This window comes from Brevibacterium sp. SIMBA_078 (assembly GCF_046534565.1).
Classification (GTDB): Bacteria; Actinomycetota; Actinomycetes; order Actinomycetales; family Brevibacteriaceae; genus Brevibacterium.
Genome location: NZ_JAWRYQ010000002.1, coordinates 419,985 through 437,346, shown reverse-complemented (window position 1 = coordinate 437,346; position 17,362 = coordinate 419,985). Strand labels below are relative to the sequence as shown.

At 65.3% G+C, this 17,362-nt stretch carries 18 protein-coding genes; 15 read left to right on the top strand and 3 right to left on the bottom strand.

Translation table 11 applies throughout. The features are described 5' to 3' along the window. Window positions 1-2: 2 nt before the first annotated feature. Window positions 3-686, top strand: a complete 684-nt coding sequence (thiE, locus tag SB749_RS10325; RefSeq protein WP_410710247.1) for a thiamine phosphate synthase — start codon at window positions 3-5, stop codon at window positions 684-686. After that, window positions 683-1,648 (top strand): ketopantoate reductase family protein, encoded by a 966-nt coding sequence (locus SB749_RS10320; RefSeq protein WP_410710246.1) that lies wholly within the window; start codon window positions 683-685, stop codon window positions 1,646-1,648. The genes thiE and SB749_RS10320 overlap by 4 nt, the downstream gene beginning before the upstream one ends. Here SB749_RS10320 and SB749_RS10315 read toward each other — a convergent pair. Then, window positions 1,602-2,825 (bottom strand): DedA family protein, encoded by a 1,224-nt coding sequence (locus SB749_RS10315; protein ID WP_410710245.1) that lies wholly within the window; start codon window positions 2,823-2,825, stop codon window positions 1,602-1,604. The two genes, SB749_RS10320 and SB749_RS10315, sit on opposite strands and share 47 nt — an antisense overlap. A gap of 153 nt (window positions 2,826-2,978) precedes the next feature. On the opposite strand from SB749_RS10315, the gene SB749_RS10310 reads away from it, so the two are divergent. The 3 genes from SB749_RS10310 to SB749_RS10300 are packed head-to-tail and all read left to right on the top strand — an operon-like array spanning window position 2,979 to window position 6,114. Then, window positions 2,979-4,175 carry a sensor histidine kinase gene (locus SB749_RS10310; RefSeq protein WP_410710244.1) on the top strand — a complete coding sequence of 399 codons (1,197 nt, stop codon included), beginning with the start codon at window positions 2,979-2,981 and terminating at the stop codon, window positions 4,173-4,175. 29 nt (window positions 4,176-4,204) lie between these two features. Further along, window positions 4,205-4,864, top strand: a complete 660-nt coding sequence (locus SB749_RS10305; protein ID WP_410710501.1) for a response regulator transcription factor — start codon at window positions 4,205-4,207, stop codon at window positions 4,862-4,864. Then, a complete protein-coding gene (locus SB749_RS10300; protein WP_410710243.1) occupies window positions 4,861-6,114 on the top strand; it encodes an alpha-hydroxy acid oxidase in 1,254 nt (417 codons plus the stop codon). Before SB749_RS10305 ends, SB749_RS10300 begins: the two co-directional genes overlap by 4 nt. 7 nt (window positions 6,115-6,121) lie before the next feature. Here the strand turns inward: SB749_RS10300 and SB749_RS10295 are convergent, their stop codons facing one another. Further along, entirely contained in the window at window positions 6,122-6,730 is a 609-nt protein-coding gene (locus SB749_RS10295; protein ID WP_410710242.1) for a TetR/AcrR family transcriptional regulator, read from the bottom strand. A gap of 119 nt (window positions 6,731-6,849) precedes the next feature. Here SB749_RS10295 and SB749_RS10290 point away from each other — a divergent pair, with 119 nt between their 5' ends. The 3 genes from SB749_RS10290 (at window position 6,850) to SB749_RS10280 (ending at window position 10,903) form a co-directional block, all read left to right on the top strand. Continuing rightward, window positions 6,850-8,262: an FAD-dependent oxidoreductase gene (locus SB749_RS10290; RefSeq protein ID WP_410710241.1), complete on the top strand. Its 1,413-nt coding sequence runs from the start codon at window positions 6,850-6,852 to the stop codon at window positions 8,260-8,262. A 106-nt stretch (window positions 8,263-8,368) separates the two neighbouring features. Continuing rightward, window positions 8,369-9,847, top strand: coding sequence for an amino acid permease (locus SB749_RS10285; RefSeq protein ID WP_410710240.1), 1,479 nt, complete (start codon window positions 8,369-8,371; stop codon window positions 9,845-9,847). Window positions 9,848-9,946: 99 nt separating this feature from the next. Beyond that, window positions 9,947-10,903 (top strand): iron-siderophore ABC transporter substrate-binding protein, encoded by a 957-nt coding sequence (locus tag SB749_RS10280; RefSeq protein WP_410710239.1) that lies wholly within the window; start codon window positions 9,947-9,949, stop codon window positions 10,901-10,903. 49 nt (window positions 10,904-10,952) lie between these two features. Here the strand turns inward: SB749_RS10280 and SB749_RS10275 are convergent, their stop codons facing one another. Then, window positions 10,953-11,411 carry an NUDIX hydrolase gene (locus SB749_RS10275; RefSeq protein WP_062861477.1) on the bottom strand — a complete coding sequence of 153 codons (459 nt, stop codon included), beginning with the start codon at window positions 11,409-11,411 and terminating at the stop codon, window positions 10,953-10,955. Window positions 11,412-11,504: 93 nt separating this feature from the next. On the opposite strand from SB749_RS10275, the gene SB749_RS10270 reads away from it, so the two are divergent. From SB749_RS10270 to SB749_RS10240, 7 genes are all read left to right on the top strand, one after another. After that, a complete protein-coding gene (locus SB749_RS10270; protein WP_410710238.1) occupies window positions 11,505-11,993 on the top strand; it encodes an SRPBCC family protein in 489 nt (162 codons plus the stop codon). 9 nt (window positions 11,994-12,002) lie between these two features. Further along, window positions 12,003-12,791, top strand: coding sequence for an alpha/beta fold hydrolase (locus SB749_RS10265; RefSeq protein ID WP_410710237.1), 789 nt, complete (start codon window positions 12,003-12,005; stop codon window positions 12,789-12,791). A 72-nt stretch (window positions 12,792-12,863) separates the two neighbouring features. Continuing rightward, the gene (locus SB749_RS10260) at window positions 12,864-13,772 is read left to right on the top strand and encodes a sulfurtransferase (protein WP_410710236.1); all 909 of its coding nucleotides are present in this window, start codon (window positions 12,864-12,866) and stop codon (window positions 13,770-13,772) included. Continuing rightward, window positions 13,772-14,257 (top strand): SufE family protein, encoded by a 486-nt coding sequence (locus SB749_RS10255; RefSeq protein ID WP_410710235.1) that lies wholly within the window; start codon window positions 13,772-13,774, stop codon window positions 14,255-14,257. Before SB749_RS10260 ends, SB749_RS10255 begins: the two co-directional genes overlap by 1 nt. A 96-nt stretch (window positions 14,258-14,353) precedes the next feature. Continuing rightward, window positions 14,354-15,421 (top strand): iron chelate uptake ABC transporter family permease subunit, encoded by a 1,068-nt coding sequence (locus SB749_RS10250; RefSeq protein WP_410710234.1) that lies wholly within the window; start codon window positions 14,354-14,356, stop codon window positions 15,419-15,421. An 86-nt stretch (window positions 15,422-15,507) separates the two neighbouring features. Beyond that, a complete protein-coding gene (locus SB749_RS10245) occupies window positions 15,508-16,521 on the top strand; it encodes a FecCD family ABC transporter permease (RefSeq protein WP_410710500.1) in 1,014 nt (337 codons plus the stop codon). Then, window positions 16,518-17,345, top strand: a complete 828-nt coding sequence (locus SB749_RS10240; RefSeq protein ID WP_410710233.1) for an ABC transporter ATP-binding protein — start codon at window positions 16,518-16,520, stop codon at window positions 17,343-17,345. Before SB749_RS10245 ends, SB749_RS10240 begins: the two co-directional genes overlap by 4 nt. Window positions 17,346-17,362 lie beyond the last annotated feature (17 nt).

The window sequence follows — 17,362 nt, the reverse complement described above, 5'->3', positions numbered from 1 at the left end:
CCATGACCACACAGATGCCACCGCGCACCGCAGCGCGGCAGACGAAAAGAGCCTGGAGAGAGGCCCGACTGGCGGAGGCGAAGCTCTACCTGTGCACCGATGCCCGGACCGGTCAGGACGACCTCGCCGAGTTCCTCGACGCCGCCTACCGTGGGGGAGTCGACATCATCCAACTGCGGGACAAGAGCCTCGAGGCCCGCGCCGAGATCGCGGCCTTGGAGGTCCTCAAAGATGTCGCCGCCGATCACGACAAGCTCTTCTCAGTCAATGACCGTGCCGACGTCGCGCTGCTGACCGACGCCGACGTCTTCCACGTCGGTCAAGGCGACCTCACCAGTGCTCAGGCCAGGGCCGTGCTCGGACCCGATGTCATCCTCGGTCGCTCGACGCATTCCCGCGAGCAGGCGCTCGCCGCCGAGGCGGACCCGGAGACCGACTATTTCTGTGTCGGGCCGGTCTGGGAGACCCCGACGAAGCCCGGCCGTGCTTCTGTGGGGACGGCTCTGCTGACCGCCACCGCCGCCAAGGCGGCCAAACCGTGGTTCGCGATCGGTGGTATTGCGACCGGGGAGAGGCTGGACGCGATCCGTCAGGCGGGCGCGAGGCGTGCCGTCGTCGTCCGTGCGATAACCTCGGCTGAGGATCCCGCTGCGGCCGCGCGGGAGCTCAAGGAGGAGTTGGAATGACCCAAGCAGCTGACAGCGCATCCGACGGAATCAGCACTGGTGCCGACCTGTCGATTCTCATCGCCGGGGCGGGGGCCACCGGCGGAGCGTTCGGCACCTATCTGCAGGAGGCCGGACGTGATGTCACTTTCCTGCTCCGGCAGGCACGGGCGGAGACGGTCCGCGCGGAGGGACTGCGCTTCACTGCACCCGGTGATGATCGGACGAATCAGGTCGATGTCATCACCGCTGAGGAGCTCGCAGCCGCACCACGAACTTTCGACCTCGTCATCGTCGCGGTCAAAGCGGGTGGACTCGACTTGGTCATCGCCGATATCGGACCGGCTGTCGGCGAACAGACGACGATCATCCCGTTCCTCAACGGCATGGCTCAGATCGAGAAGCTGCAGAGCAGATACCCCGGACAGGTGCTCGGCGGGTTCGTCAAGATCGTCGGCACAATCAGGGACGGAGCTGTCGTCCAGCTCACCGACATGGCCGTGATGACTATCGGAGATCTCCACGGCGCTGAAATGCCCACACGCATCTCCGAAGCGCTCGATGTCCCCGGTTTCAAACTGCAGACCGTCGACGGCATCATCGATGGGCTGTGGGAGAAATGGATCTTCATCGCCGCGGCGGGAGTCGTCACCTGCCTGTTCCGCGCCCCGGTCGGAGCGATCATGGAAGCCGGCGGCAGGTCGCACGTGCATGCCATCGTCGATGAGCTCGAAGCCGTGGCGGCTGCGGCCGGACACTCGGTGTCGGAAGCCTCCCACACCATGACAATCAAGATGCTCACCGAGGATGGTTCGGCCTTCACCTCATCTCTCTACCGGGATGTGACGGCAGGGCTGCCGAGCGAAACGGAGCACATCCTCGGCGACCTGTCGCTCAAGGCGGAGGAACTGGGAGTGGCGACTCCGCTGCTCGACCTCACGCTTGTGCAGCTGCGGGCAGGGGAAGCCCAGAAGCGGCTCTGACTTCGGCTGTGCCCGTGCGCAGCATCGCCAGATACGGCTCCTGCGGCTGAGTGTGTTCGACGTCGGACGAACCGTGCGCGGCGGTGAACGTGACCATGGGGACGCCGTCGACATCATCGAGGACGAGCAGCGTCTCGTACCCGCCCGGACCCAGCGAATGGGAGCTTCCTGTCGGCAGGTCGAAGACGAGGCGTTCCACCGGACTGTCCGGTTCGGGTGGGCGGTGCATCTCCTGTGCCGCCACATCGGCGAACTGTTCGGCGGTGATGAGGTAGGCCTTGGCGGGGGTCGGCCCCGGGACGGAATGATCGTAGAAGGCCATGCCGCCGCCCCACACCTTGGACTCGCCGGCGAAGTAGATCGTTCCGGGCAGTTCGATCCCTGCCTCGGCGCGGGGCAGTGTTCCGTCCCTGGCACCGGGGTAGGTCACCATCGCCCCGGGCGGTCGCCCGCCCTGCAGATAGCAGGAGAGCCGATCGCGAGCCATGTTCGATCCGTAGCTGACGTACCACACATATGTTTGAGACATCCCTGCCATCGTGACATCTCGGTCTTGGAATTTGGTGAACCGGTGACGTGCGCGTCCTCTGCCGCGCCGGCGCAATCGGCGGACGAGCTCGGCGCTGCCGGTGATGGCCAGGGCGATGCCGATGCCCACGGCGACTCCGAGCAGCGGCCGGTCCTCGAAGACCATTCCCCCGATGAGTCCGATCACCGTCGAATAGAGCGCCCAGGCGAGGCTGCCGATTCCGTCCCAGAGCAGGAAGGTGCGGATCGGGAACCCGAGCAGACCGGAGCCGATGGTGGCCAGGCTGCGGCCCCCGGGAACGAATCGGCCGGCGATGAGCACGGTCCCGCCTCGGCGAGAGAAGACCGTGTGGGCGGAGCCAAGCAGGTTGGCGATGCGAGTCCACCGCCGCCATCGGCCGACCCCGGTCGCAGCGAATCGGCCGACGAGGTGAGCTGCCAGATCCCCGAGGAGAGCCCCTCCGGCAGCGGCGAGGACGAGCCCTGCCGGGTGAGGGTGCCCCATCGCGGCGAAGGTTGCAGCGGTGATGAGCAGGGTCTCCGACGGCACAAGCGGCACGAGCGAGTCCAGTGCCGCGGCCACGGCGATGAGCAGGTACACCCACGGAGAGGTGAGGGTGGCGGTGAGCAGCTCGAGTGCGAGATCCATACTCATCCACGCTAGGCACAAGGCGGCAGGGCCGGTACGCGGTCGGGCGCACGGTCAGTGCGGCCGACCGGCAGCCGCCATTGCGGAAAACCGGAATCCGGGAGTGCGGCCGAACCCCTGGGAGGCGGCGACGGGCGTTGCTACGATCGACTTATGCCCTGGCCGAGCGCGCTGTCCACCCGCCTTCCTCCTGAAGTACGGATGTTCACCGCGCGGTGGGCGCGGTCCGTGCTCGCCGTCGTATGGGGCGGTCTGCTGTGTCTGCCGCTGCTCATCGCCTCCGTGCTTCCGCCCACTTCACGCATGGCCGCGAAGGTGCGGAGCTGGGAACTCGCTCGGCATTCTCGCGGGTTCGGACTCGTCCTCGCCGACGAGCCGACCAAACGTCGATTCCTGCTCGGCAACGGCCTGGTCGCCGCACTCGCCATCATCCCCACCGCGAACCTCCTCGGCGGCTTCTTCGTCGTGACTCTCGGATCCCTCTTCCAAGGATTCTTCATCGGGGGAGCTGTCAACATCGGGTTCGATATGTGGTCGATCTCCCAACCCACGCTCTTCGTCGGTGTCCTCTATGGGGCGGCGAACCTCATCGGCGCCGTCGCCCTGGCCGAGGCGGCAAGTTGGGCACATGGTCGCATCGATGCGCGTTTCGTCGAGGTGGAGCGTCCCTTCGCCGTGTACACCCGCATCAGCGAGCTGCTGACGACCCGCCGTGGAGTCGTCCTCGCCATCGACGAGGAACGACGTCGGATCGAACGGGACCTGCACGACGGCGTACAGCAGAACGTCGTCTCTCTCTCCGTGCTCATCGCCCGAGCCAGGCGTGCCTCTGACCCGGCGAAGTCCCAAGCGCTGCTCGACGATGCGCTGGTTCAGTCCCAGGACCTCATCGACGAGATGCGCGAAGTCGCTTGGCGGGTCTATCCCACAGCGCTGGACGAACATGGTCTGAGAACCGTCCTCGAGAGGATCGCCGGTCGCAGTCCCATTCCGCTGACCCTTGTGACCGTGCCGGAAGGCAGATTTTCACCCGCAGCGGAATCCGCCGCCTACTTCGTCGTCCGTGAAGCCGTCACGAATGTCGTCAAACACGCCGAGGCGACCGCGATCACGGTGAGCATCGTCGCCGAGGCCCGGACCGCGTTGACCGTGACCGTCTCCGACGACGGTGTGGGCGGAGCCGATCCGCGCGGGGGAGGGCTCCAAGGGCTCACACGGCGGGTCGGAGCGCTCGACGGGAGTCTCGAAGTCGACTCCCTTGAGGGCGCAGGCACCACAGTGACCGCCCGGATCCCGCTCGGGACCGACGCACAGGACGGCAGCACGACGAAGGAGAAGAGACAGAAGTGATCACGACAGAAGTCCAGCCAGAGAACCGGATGCGCGTCGTCCTCGCCGATGACGCGGTGCTGCTGCGAGAGGGTGTTCGCAGTCTGCTCGAAGACGAAGGGATCAGCGTCGTCGCGTCCGTCGGAGACGGAGGGGAGCTGCTGCGGGCGGTCGCCGAGCTGCGGCCGACCCTGGCGATCGTCGATGTGCGGATGCCTCCGACTCACACCACCGAAGGACTGGAGGCGGCGTTGGCGATCAAACGTCGCTTCCCGGATATCGGAGTCCTCGTCCTCAGCCAGTACGTGCTGTGCGAATATGCGACCGAGCTGCTGAGCACCGAATCAGTGGGCGTCGGCTACCTCCTGAAGAACCGGGTGACCGACATCGACCGGTTCCTCGAGTCGGTACAGCGAATCGCCGAGGGCGGTACGGTCATCGACCCCGACGTCGTCCGGCAGCTGCTCACCACCTCGGAGAGGCAGAACACGCTGTCGACCCTGACCCCGCGCGAGAGTGAAGTGCTCGAGGCCATGGCCGAAGGGCTGTCGAACCGGGGAATCGGCGAACGCCTCTTCGTCTCGGTCAGCTCCGTCGAAAAAGCGATCAGCTCCATCTTCGATAAACTCGGCCTCCAGGCAGGAGAGACCACGAGCCGCCGTGTCGCGGCAGTGCTCGCCTACCTCAACCGAGAACGAGGAGAGAGATGAAGCGCCGACTGCCCGATCTGAAAGAACTCGCCCCCTTGCTGCAGTTCGACCTGCCCCGACTCGACCGGGTCGCAGCCAGATTGGAGTCGGCCGCAGACACCTGGGACCTTCGCCTCATCGCCAAGCGCGTAACACCGACCGCGCCGTTCGACTATGTCGACGGTGCCGCTCTGGACGAGCGGACCTTGGCGAAGAACCGTGAAGCGCTCGGCAACGTTGAGCTCCTTCCGCGCATCCTCCACGGCGTCGACGCGCCGGATACGTCGACGACGATCGCCGGTGCCCGGGCCAGGCTGCCCTTCGGCATCGCTCCGACCGGCTACACCCGCATGATGCACTCCGAAGGCGAGGTCGCCGGAGTGCGTGCCGCAGCCAAGGCCGGAATCCCGTTCTCACTGTCGACGATGGGCACGACCTCGGTCGAAGACGTCGCACAGGCGGCACCGGACTCCACCCGGTGGTTCCAGCTCTACCTGTGGAAGGACCGGCAACGCAGCCTCGACCTGATCCAACGAGCCGCCGCCAGCGGATACGAGACCCTGCTGGTCACCGTCGACACTCCGATCACCGGTCAGCGTCTGCGCGATCACCGCAACGGTCTGACGATCCCGCCCCGGCTGACGCTGGGAACCATTCTCGACGCCTCCTACCGTCCCGGCTGGTGGTTCAACTTCCTCACCACCGAACCGCCGAAGTACGCATCGCTGTCGAACACCTCCCAGTCCCTGGCGGAGATGACGAAGACGATGTTCGATCCCACCCTCGACCTCGATGACCTGCGATGGATCCGTGAACAGTGGAACGGACGGCTGTTCGTCAAGGGGATCCTCACCGCCGAAGATGCCCGGCGAGCTCAATCCATCGGAGCCGATGGACTCGTAGTGTCCAACCACGGCGGCCGCCAGCTCGATCGGGCTCCGGACTCGCTGACCTCACTGGCCGAAGTCCGTGCAGAAGTCGGACCCGAGATGGAGCTGATCTTCGACTCCGGGATCATGTCCGGCACCGATGTCGTCACCGCGCTGTGCGCCGGAGCCGACTTCGTGCTCATCGGCCGGGCGTACCTGTACGGGCTCATGGCCGGAGGCCAACGCGGAGTCGAGAAGGCAATCGAGCTCATCGGACAGGAGATCCTCACCGCCATGGGGCTCATGGGAGCCCGCAGCATCGCCGACCTCGGTCCTGACCTCGTCCGCGGGCTGCCTCAGGCACCGGCCACGGACCGGGAGCTGCGGACCGACTCTGTGTGAGCCTGTCTCAGGCACTCAGCAGACGCGTGAGCAGTCTGAACTGATGGGTTGAGATCTCCTCCGGGCCGACTGCTGCGCTATCGCTCTCCGTGAGGTGCAGAGCCCGTTCGTCGAAAGTCCGGAGAAGCGAGAACACTGCCGTGGTCTGGAGCTCAAGCGGACACTCAACATCGATCGCCGCGGCCTCACGCCCGACGATGAGCACAGCGCGCACCCATTGTTCGACCCGATCGGCGAGCTCCCGGACAGCGAGGCTGTCCGAATTCGCGTAGACGATGTGCCACAGGAATGTGAGCTCTGTGCTGCCGGGCCACGTCTGCGCTATGTCATCCCAGACCTTGCGCGCACGGTCCCAGAACCCGTCTGCGAAGCTGCCCGGGTCAGGCGGGGCCCAATACCGGCCGGCTGCTGCAGCGAGATCGGTGACGACGAGGGCGAAGAGGTCGTCCTTCGAGTCGACGACATGGTAGAAAGAGCTCTTGCTCATCCCGCAGGTGGTGATGATGCGATTGAGCGATGCCTCCTCGAACGTCCTCGAAGCGAATTCTCGCGCGGCGGCTTCGATGAGCGCAGCACGCTTCTCGGGGCGCATACGCGCCAACGCAGTCTCGGACACGACGTCAGTCTAGCAATCCTCGGCACCCTTCTGGACCATGTGGTCCACTCGGTGCTACCGTGTGTGGACCAGTCGGTCCACAATGGCCTCGGCAAATCGGTCAGACGGGGAGTCCACGCATGATCATCGCGGCAACGGTCAATGAGCAGCTGAAGCACGTGAACACGAACGAGCCGCGCATCCTCATCGTCGGAGCCGGAATCGCCGGAGTAACCCTGGCGCAGCTGCTCCGGGGTCGCGGGATGCACCCGATCCTCATCGACCGGTCGGCCGATTCCGGCCGGATGATCGGTGACAATCGTGCCGGATATATGCTCGCCCTCATGCCCATGGTCGATCCCCTCATCGAAGAACTCGAGTGCCGGGTGGCCTACCTCGAAGCCAGCGTCGGCATCGATCGCTATATCGCCCATGCACATACCGGGAAAGTCCTCCGACAGGACCACCTCGGTGATCTTCTGGCCCACTTCGGCGACTATCGCGGAATCTCCCGCTCGGCGCTGCTCGACGTGCTCACGGGCGGGGACTGCCCGATCGCCTTCGGCACCACAGTGACCGGTCTGTCCGACGACGGCGGCACCGTGACACTGGCCCAAGCGAGCAACGGCGGACAGCGCTATGGAGAGCAGGAACAGAGCCGTGGCCAGGAAGAAGTGCTCGAATTCGATGCCGTCGTCATCGCGGACGGAATGAATTCCCGCACCCGCAGGCTCGTGTCCGCTGGGCCTGCCGTGACCGCCGAGTCCGGCTCAGGTAAGACTGCCGCTGTGGTTTCCGGGAGGCCCTCGTCAGAGTCCGCTGTGGACACGACATGGGGCGGATGGGTCTGCTGGGCCGAGGCCGATGACGATCAGGGCGCCGTCGATGAGATATGGGGCGATGGATTCTTCCTCGGCATGTATCCGGTCAAGGGCGCCATCGGAGTCTTTCTCGGCTGTCCCGACGCCCGGCAGTCGCTCGGCCCCCGGCGGTTCGCCGCCGAGGTCCGCAGTCGACTCACGGTGATGACTCCGCGGATCGACGCCTGCCTCACCGCGGTCGAAGAGGCCGAAGCGACGTTCTTCTGGCCGCTGCGGGATTCTCGGGCGCAGCGCTGGAGCCGTGGTCGCACCGTTCTGCTCGGCGATGCGGCGGCCGGATTTCTCCCCACTGCAGGAATCGGCGCCGGAATGGCGATGGAATCAGCCGGAGTGCTCGCCGAAGAGCTCTCTGCCCTGACGACTGGGCCAGGTGCAGTTTCAGGCGGGGGCGTCCGAACCGGGTCCTCAGGCGCTGCAGGTCCAGTCGTAATCCCATTCGAGGGCGGTCCAGACGCAGCTTCCTCAACGGTCGCCGCGCTCGAACGCTTCGAGACCCGCCAGCGGTCGCGAGTCGAAGCCGCTCATGACAACTCGCGGTCCCTGGCGCGACTGATGCTCGGCCGGTCCCGCCTCCTCGCCTTCGCCCGCGACCAGGCGTTCCGCTTCATCAGCATCCGCACCGCGCTCAAACCGATACTGCAGCTGCTCGAATCTCCGCCGAAGAGGATGTGACCCTCCTCCCACCCTGCATCCTCATCGGCCGCGGACGCCCCCGATTGTGGTAGGAATGGCCAGGGTCCTCGTGCACGGACCTGCCGAACCACGAACGAGGATGACCATGGGAATGCCAGCCGCCTCGGCGAACGAAGAACGCCGACTCCGACGGGGACTGAAGTCCCGCCACCTGCAGATGATCGCCATCGGCGGTGCCATCGGCACCGGGCTCTTCCTCGGTTCCGGCGGTACGATCTCACAAGCCGGCCCCGGCGGTGCCCTGCTGGCCTACGCCGCGATCGGCATCATGGTCCTCTTCGTCATGCAGTCCCTCGGCGAGATGTCGACCCACCTGCCGGTGGCCGGATCGTTCCACACCTACGGAACCAAATACGTCAGCCCCTCGTTCGGCTTCGCGATGGGCTGGAACTACTGGTTCAACTGGGCGATCACCCTGGCCGCCGAACTCGTCGCCGCCGGCGTCATCATGTCCTTCTGGTTCCCCGACGTGCCGTCATGGATCTGGGCGGCGGTCTTCCTCATCCTGCTGGCCGGGCTGAACTTCCTGTCCGCGAAGGCCTTCGGCGAAGGCGAATTCTGGTTCGCCGCCATCAAGGTCACAGCCGTATTGGCGTTCCTCGTCCTCGGTGTGCTCATGATCGCCGGCATCCTCGGTGGAACCTCACCCGGAGTGAGCAACTGGACGACGGGAGAAGCTCCGTTCGTCGGCGGCTGGATGTCCGTCATCAGTGTGTTCATGATCGCCGGATTCTCGTTCCAGGGAACCGAGCTCGTCGGCGTCACCGCGGGGGAGTCGGAGAACCCGCGCAAGGACATGCCGCGCGCCATCCGCACCGTGTTCTGGCGCATCATGCTCTTCTACATCGGCGCCATCGCCGTCATCGGCTTCCTCCTGCCCTATACCGACCCGTCGCTGCTGGCCTCGGCGAACAACGAGGACATCACGGCCTCACCGTTCACCCTCGTCTTCGAACGCGCCGGAATCGCCGTGGCCGCCGGAATGATGAACGCCGTCATCCTCACCGCCATCCTCTCCGCCGGCAACTCCGGCCTCTACGCCTCCACCCGCATGCTCTACGCCATGGCCAAAGAGGGAACCGCGCCGAGGCTGTTCGCCCGTCTCAACGAACGCGGAGTCCCCGTCATGGCGCTGCTGGCCACCGCCATGATCGGCCTGTTCGGATTCCTCACCGAGATCATGGGCGACGGTGGGGCCTATACCTGGCTGATGAACGTCTCCGGACTCTCCGGCTTCATCGTCTGGGTCGGCATCGCATGGTGTCACTTCCGGTTCCGCCGCGCCTATGTGCGGCAGGGGCACAGTGTTGCGGACCTGCCCTACCAGGCGCCGCTGTTCCCGATCGGGCCGGTCATCGCGCTCATCATGCTCATCGTCGTCATCATCGGCCAGAACGTGCAGGCCATCGTCAACGGCCAGCTGCTCCAGGTGGCCAGCGCCTATGCCGGGCTTCCCGCGTTCCTGCTCCTGTGGGTCATCCACCGCATCGTCACCGGCCGACGCTCACGCATGGTCGCCCTCGATGACATGGACGTCGAGGGACTTGAGATCAAGGCGTCCTGACCCGGGGGTCGCTTCTCGCCGAGGCGGCCTCGCGGTGGGAATCACACCACCGGAGAAATGAGTTAAGCTAGGCTCGCCTAACTACTCAAGAAGGATTCCATGCGCCGTATTCTCGCCCCAGTGATTGCCTCTGTCCTCGTCCTCGCCGGCTGCGGCGGAGGAGGGGGCACAGCCGAGGAAGCCTCGGGTCCCACCGTCGAAACGAAATTCGGCGCCGTCGAGGTGCCTGCCGATCCGCAGAGGGTCGTGGCTCTGGGGTGGGGTGATGCCGAGACCGCGCTGGCGCTCGGCGTCCAGCCCGTCGGTGCCTCCGACTGGGTCGAATTCGGCGGCACGGGCGTCGGCCCCTGGGCCGAGGATCTCTACGACGAAGCTCCGGAGATCATCGAGACGATGGAACCCGACTACGAGGCCATTGCCGCGCTCGAGCCCGACGTCATCCTCGATACGAACAGCTCCGGAGAGAAGAAGCGCTACGACCGCCTCTCCGAGATCGCTCCGACGGTCGGAGTTCCCGAAGGCGGCGACAACTACCTGACGACGATGGACCAGCAGGTCGAGCTCGTCTCCCAGGCACTCGGCAAGGCCGACGACGGGAAGAAGCTGCTCGACGACCTCGACAAGACCTACGCCGATGCGCGCGAAGCTCATCCGGAGTTCAAGGACAAGTCCGTGACCGTGGCAGCGAAGACCTCCGAGGGCTGGGGTGCCTATGTCGAGGAGTCAGGTCGTGTGCAGGTCATGGAGCAGCTCGGCTTCAAGCAGTCCGAGACGATTGCGGGAATGAAGGCCGAAGGCTTCTCCGTTCCGATCTCCGAGGAGAACCTCGATCAACTCGACGCAGACCTGCTTCTGACGTTCCCGATCTACATCGAGGACAAGGAAGTCACCGAGGATGCTGCCTACAAGCGCATCCCGGCCGTCGAAGACGGACACGACTTCGTTCTGACCAAGGACAACGACGACATCCGCAAGGCGTTCTCACTCAACTCGATCCTCTCGGCCGAGTACACCGCGGAGCAGCTCCCGGGACTCATCGCCGACAAGGTGAAGTAACCGACTGACGAGCGCTGCTGCGCGCCCCTGCGCAGAACTTAAGCAGAACTCACACGGCGGCACGCCACGCATCGAGGCCGAGGTCGATGATGCGGGCGTGCCGCACACTTTGCAGCGAATCGATCGGCAGCCATTCCGCCCGATCCGTCGTCCCATCGACTTCGAGAGTGCCCAGGGTGCCCCCGATGATCCGAGCCTCATAGACGACGCGGGCTCCTTTGAAGGGGCGAGCCGTCGAGTCGCCGAAAGCCGGATTGCGACGTGACTCCGTGAATGAATGTGTGGTCAGGGGGCGGACCAGTTCGGCGTCGAAGCCGGTCTCCTCCTTGATCTCCCGGATCGTGCCCGCTTCGATGCTCTCGTCGAACTCGATTCCGCCGCCGGGCAGCGTCCAGATCGCGTGCAGGCGGTCCTTCCCGCCGTTGAACCAGCTGAGTAGGATTTCGTCGTCGTCATTGACGATGACCGCGTAACCGGCAAGTCGAGTGTCGTATTCGGAGAAGTGCATGACCTCACCCTACCCGCGTCGACACCGGTCACCGATGAATGAAGTCGGCACGGATCTCTTGTTCGGCGGCACGCGGATGCATACTGTGAAGACATGAGCGAACAGCCGCAGACGCCGAACGACAGGCTCGTCCGTACCCGCACGATCCCCGCCTCCGTCGACCAGATCTTCACACTGCTGTCCGACCCGCGACGCCACCATGAGACCGAACCCGGCGACTGGGTCCGCGGCGCCATCGACGGCGCCCCCATCACGGAAATCGGCCAGGTGTTCTCCATGGACATGTATCTCGATGTCGTGGGCGGGGCCTACCGCGTCGACAACACCGTCACCACCTTCGATCCTCCGCACGCCATCGCCTGGGACCCCGGCCAGGCCGACGAATCCGGCCGGATCGTTCCGGGAGGGTGGAGATGGCGCTACGACCTCACTGCGTCCGACGCCGGCACCGAGGTGACTCTGACCTATGACTGGTCCGCAACGACCGAAGCCACCCGGGAGGAATTCGGCGGCTTCCCTCCGTTCCCTGCCGAATTCCTCGACGCCTCACTGGAGAGCCTCGAACGTGCCGTCACGGGCTAGGCTGGGATCGTGACCACCATCAACAGCACTCGAATCGGCGAATCCGGGCGCCTGGTCGTCTTCCTCCACGGCCTGTTCGGCCGAGGCAAGAACTTCACCCGCATCGCCAAGGACATCGAGCCCGAATTCTCCAGCCTGCTGATCGACCTGCCCAACCACGGCGAGTCCGAATGGACCGAGACCTTCGACTATGTCGAGCTCGCCGATGCCGTGGCAGCCCATATCGCCGAGGCGGTCGACCCCGACGATCAGCCCGTGCACCTGGTCGGACATTCCCTCGGCGGAAAAGTCGCCATGGTGCTCGCCCTGCGCCACCCGGAACTCATCGACCGCCTCGTCGTCGTCGACATCGGCCCCAACGCCGGCGGGTCCACCGGAGTCTTCGACCATCTGCTCTCCAGCCTCGCCGCCCTCGACCTCGACCGGATCGAATCGCGCACCGACGCGGATGAGGCGCTTCGGGACCCGATCCCCGAGGCCGCGATCAGGGGATTCCTGCTGCAGAACCTGCGCCCCACCTCGGCGGGGTATTCCTGGCAGCCCAACCTCGCGTTGCTGCATTCGAGCCTCGACGTCATCGGGGGCTTTCCGGACATGGGCGATGCCGTCTTCGACCATCGGGTCCTCTGGATCGCCGGTGAGAGATCGGACTATGTCGACCGTGCCGACCTGCCGCAGATGCGCAGCCTGTTCCCCCGCACCACCCTTCTCACGGTCAAGGGCTCGGGACATTGGGTGCATTCGGAGAAGCCGCGGGAGTTCGTCTCAGCACTGACGGCATTCCTCAGCCGCCCCTGAAAAGGAATATGCTGAACGCGCTCGACGTTGCCACAGCGAGCACAATTGGACCCAAACTCTCAGGAGGAATGCGTGAGCACTTCGATCCCGGCCGATCCCGCAGAGAAGTTCGCCGAATACGCGGACGGAACCCGACTGGTCAGCACCGATTGGGTCGCTGAGCATGCAGGCGATCCCGGACTCGTCATCGTCGAAAGCGACGAAGACGTGCTGCTCTACGAGACGGGGCATATTCCCGGAGCGGTCAAGGTCGATTGGCACACGGAACTCAACGACCCGGTCACCCGTGACTACGTCGACGGCGAAGGATTCGCCGCACTCATGTCCGCCAAGGGCATCTCGCGCGATGACACCATCGTCATCTACGGCGACAAGTCCAACTGGTGGGCCGCCTACGCGCTGTGGGTCTTCACTCTCTTCGGCCACGAAGACGTCCGCCTCATGGACGGCGGTCGCTCGAAATGGCAGGCCGAGGGCCGCGAATTGACCACGGACAAGCCGCAGCCTGTGCCCACCGAATACCCCGTCGTCGAACGCGACGATTCAGTCATCCGCGCCTTCCTGCCCGAGGTCCGCGACAGCCTCGGCGACCTGCCGCTCATCGACGTGCGCAGCCCGGAGGAATACACCGGCGAACGCACCCACATGCCCGCCTACCCGGAGGAAGGCGCACTGCGCGGTGGCCATATTCCCGGCGCGAAGTCGATGCCCTGGGGCAAGGCAGCCAACGAAGACGGCACCTTCAAGTCCGCCGCCGAACTCAAGGAGCTCTACACCGAGCAGGCAGGGCTGGGCACCAGCGACGAGGTCATCGCCTACTGCCGGATCGGCGAACGCTCCAGCCACACCTGGTTCGTCCTCAAGCACCTCCTCGGATACGAGAACGTGCGCAACTACGACGGCTCCTGGACCGAATGGGGCAATGTCGTCGGCGTGCCGATCGTCACCGGAGCCGAGCCCGGAGAGGTGCCCGGACGCTGATGACCGAGACGACGACGCCCAAGACCGACGATCTGCCGGAGGCGCTGGCAGAGATCGTCACGGATTTCGCCGAAACCCCGGCCGACGAGCGCCTCCAGGTGCTGCTGGAGTTCGCGACGGACCTTCCCGACCTGCCGGAGAAGTACACGGACCATCCGGAGCTGCTCGAGCCCGTGCCCGAATGCCAGTCACCGATCTTCCTCGTCACCGAGGTGGCCGACCCCGAGGCGGGGGAGCGGGCGGAAGTGCGCCTGCACTTCTCGGCACCTCCGGAAGCACCGACCACGCGCGGCTTCGCCGGGATCCTGCACGAAGGACTCGACGGAGCCAGCGCCGAGGCGATCCTGTCGGTTCCAGCCGACCTGCCCCTGCGGCTGTCGATGTCGGAGATCGTCAGCCCGCTGAGGCTGCGCGGAATGAGCGGAATGCTCTCGCGGATCCAGCGGCAGGTGTCCGAGAGGATCGGCAAGATCACAGCCGAGTGAGATCTCTTTCGCTTGGCTGAGGTGGTCCAGTGAGTTACAGTGTGGTTAGCCTGCCCTTAGTCACTTGACCGCCACCTCACTCAAAGGACCACCTCGATGACCGGTTCCGCCACCTCTGCCGAGGCGAAACCGCATACCGACACCGGTCATCCGACCGGTGGGAGCCTGCGGACCAGAAGAGTGCTGGGGCTGGTCGCAGCGATCATTGCGCTCGTCGTCGTGATCGCAGCCTCCCTGGCGATCGGCGCCAGGGATATGCCGCTCTCGGAAGTCCTCGCAGCCCTGTTCGCACCCACCGGCAGCGACGATCAGCTCGTCGTCCTCGAATTGCGCCTGCCGCGGACCGTGCTCGGCATCCTCGTCGGCATGGGATTGGGCCTGGCCGGCGGTCTCATCCAAGCCCTGACGCGCAACCCCCTGGCCGATCCGGGAATCCTCGGTGTCAACGCCGGTGCGTCCTTGGCGATCACGATCGGGGTCGCATTCTTCGGGATCTCCTCGATCACCGGGTACATCTGGTTCGCGTTCGCAGGAGCCCTCGTCGCCACCGTCGGCGTCTATGTCATCGGGTCCGCGGGTCGCAGTCGCACGGTCGATCCGATCCGCCTGACTCTGGCCGGAGTCGCCGTCGCCGCTGTGCTCACCGGACTGACCAAAGCGATCCTGCTGACCAACGAACGCGCCTTCGACGCCTTCCGATCCTGGGACGTCGGCGCAATCGCCGGCCGCGATTTCGATACGATCACCACGATCCTGCCGTTCATGGTCATCGGCACTGTGCTCGCACTGGCACTGTCCCACTCACTCAACGCTGTGGCCCTCGGTGACGACCTGGCCGCCAGCCTCGGCACCTCGGTCAACCGCACCCGAGTGCTCTCCATCCTCGCCGTGACCCTTCTTGCCGGAGCGGCCACGGCCGCTGCCGGACCGATCGGATTCATCGGCCTGATGATTCCGCACATCGCCCGGTGGATCGTCGGTCCCGACCAGCGTTGGATCCTCGGCTACTCAGTCGTCCTGTCACCCATTCTGCTCTTGGCCTCTGACGTCATCGGCAGAGTCGTGATGAAACCCGGCGAACTCCAAGTCGGAGTCGTCACCGCGTTCGTCGGTGCTCCGGTGCTCATCGCCCTTGTCCGTCGAAAGAAGGCGAGCGGCCTGTGAAGACCACCCACCTCGCGGTTCCCGACCGCAGCCTCACCGCGCACCCGCATGCACTGCCGGGGGAGAAAGTCGACTTCGGCCGGCCCATGCTGCGCATCTTCGGATTCCGCATCGACCTGCGGGTCGTCATCACTGCCGGAATCATTACTCTTCTGGCACTGGCCTGCGGTTTCGCCGGTCTTATGCTCGGCAAGTTCTCGCTGACTCCGACCGAAGTGTTCCAGGGCCTGTTCGGTGCCGCCGAGAAGCGCATCGTCAACACCGTCGTCGGGGAGTGGCGGGCACCGCGCATCATCGCCGGCATCGTCCTCGGTGCCGGACTCGGAGTCTCCGGAGCCGTGTTCCAATCGCTGACACGCAATCCTCTCGGCTCTCCGGACATCATCGGCTTCTCCACCGGTGCCTACACCGGCGGCATCGTCACGATCATCGTCTTCGGCACGAGCTTCGTCTCCACCGCGGCGGGCGCGATCATCGGCGGGCTTCTGACCGCCGTGGTCGTCTACCTGCTCACGTGGAAGGGCGGGGTGCAGGGCTTCCGGCTCATCATCGTGGGCATCGCCCTGACGGCGATGCTCAACGCCTTCAACACCTGGCTGATCATGCGCGCCGATCTCGAGCTCGCCATGGCCGCTGCCACCTGGGGTGCCGGCACCCTCAACGGAATGGGCTGGTCGACGATCGCACCGGCGGCTGTGGCCACGATCGTCCTCGGCCTGGCCTGCGGACTCTTCTCCCGAGATCTCGGCACCCTGGAACTTGGCGACGATACGGCGAAGGCCCTGGGCGTACGCAACGAGCCCATCCGTGCCGTTCTCATCGTCATCGCCGTCGCCCTCGTCGCCGTGGTCACGGCCGCAGCCGGACCTATCGCCTTCGTCGCCTTGGCCGCACCGCAGATCGGGCGGCGGATCGCGCGGGCACAGGGCACCAGCCTGTTGACCTCTGCGGCGGTCGGAGCGCTGCTCCTCGTCGCCGCGGACCTCATCGCCCAGCATGCGTTCGGTGACATCCAGCTGCCCGTCGGCGTGATCACCGTGAGCATCGGCGGCATCTACCTCATCTGGCTCCTCATCCAAGAAGCTCGGAAGGCATCATGAGCATTCCCCACCCTGCAGGTGCAGCGTCACCGCTGATCGCCGAGAGCCTCGATCTGGCCTATGACCAGCGCCAGATCGTCAGCGATCTCGACGTGAGCATTCCCGACGGAAAGTTCTCGATCATCGTCGGCCCCAACGCGTGCGGCAAATCAACCCTGTTGCGGGCCCTCGCGCGATTGCTGCCGCCGGCGAAAGGAACTGTGCTTCTCGATGGGAACAACATCGAGAAGATGAAGACGAAGAAGATCGCCCAGCGGTTGGGTCTTCTCCCGCAGTCGTCCATCGCCCCGGACGGGATCACGGTCGCCGAGCTCGTCTCCCGCGGTCGCCATCCGCATCAGTCTTTCCTGCGCCAGTGGACCGACGCCGATGAAGCGGCTGTGCTGTCGGCGCTGCGGGCGACGAACACCGAAGATCTGTCCTCGCGGCTCGTCGACGAGCTCTCCGGCGGTCAGCGCCAGCGCGTCTGGGTGGCCATGGTGCTCGCCCAGGAGACATCCCTCCTCCTGCTCGACGAACCGACGACCTTCCTCGACGTTGCCTACCAGATCGAGCTGCTTGACCTGTTCTCCCAGCTCAACCACGAATACGGGCACACGCTGGTCGCCGTCCTCCACGACCTCAACCAGGCCTGCCGTTACGCTGACGAGATCATCGCCATGAAGAACGGTTCGATCGTCGCTCAGGGTGCTCCGGAGACGATCATCACCTCGGAACTCGTCAACGAGGTCTTCGGCATCGACTGCACAGTCATCGACGATCCGGTCACGGGTGCTCCGATGATCGTGGCGGGAGCGCCGAAGAAGACCTTCGCTCAGCGCTGAGCCGGAGTCGACCGGAC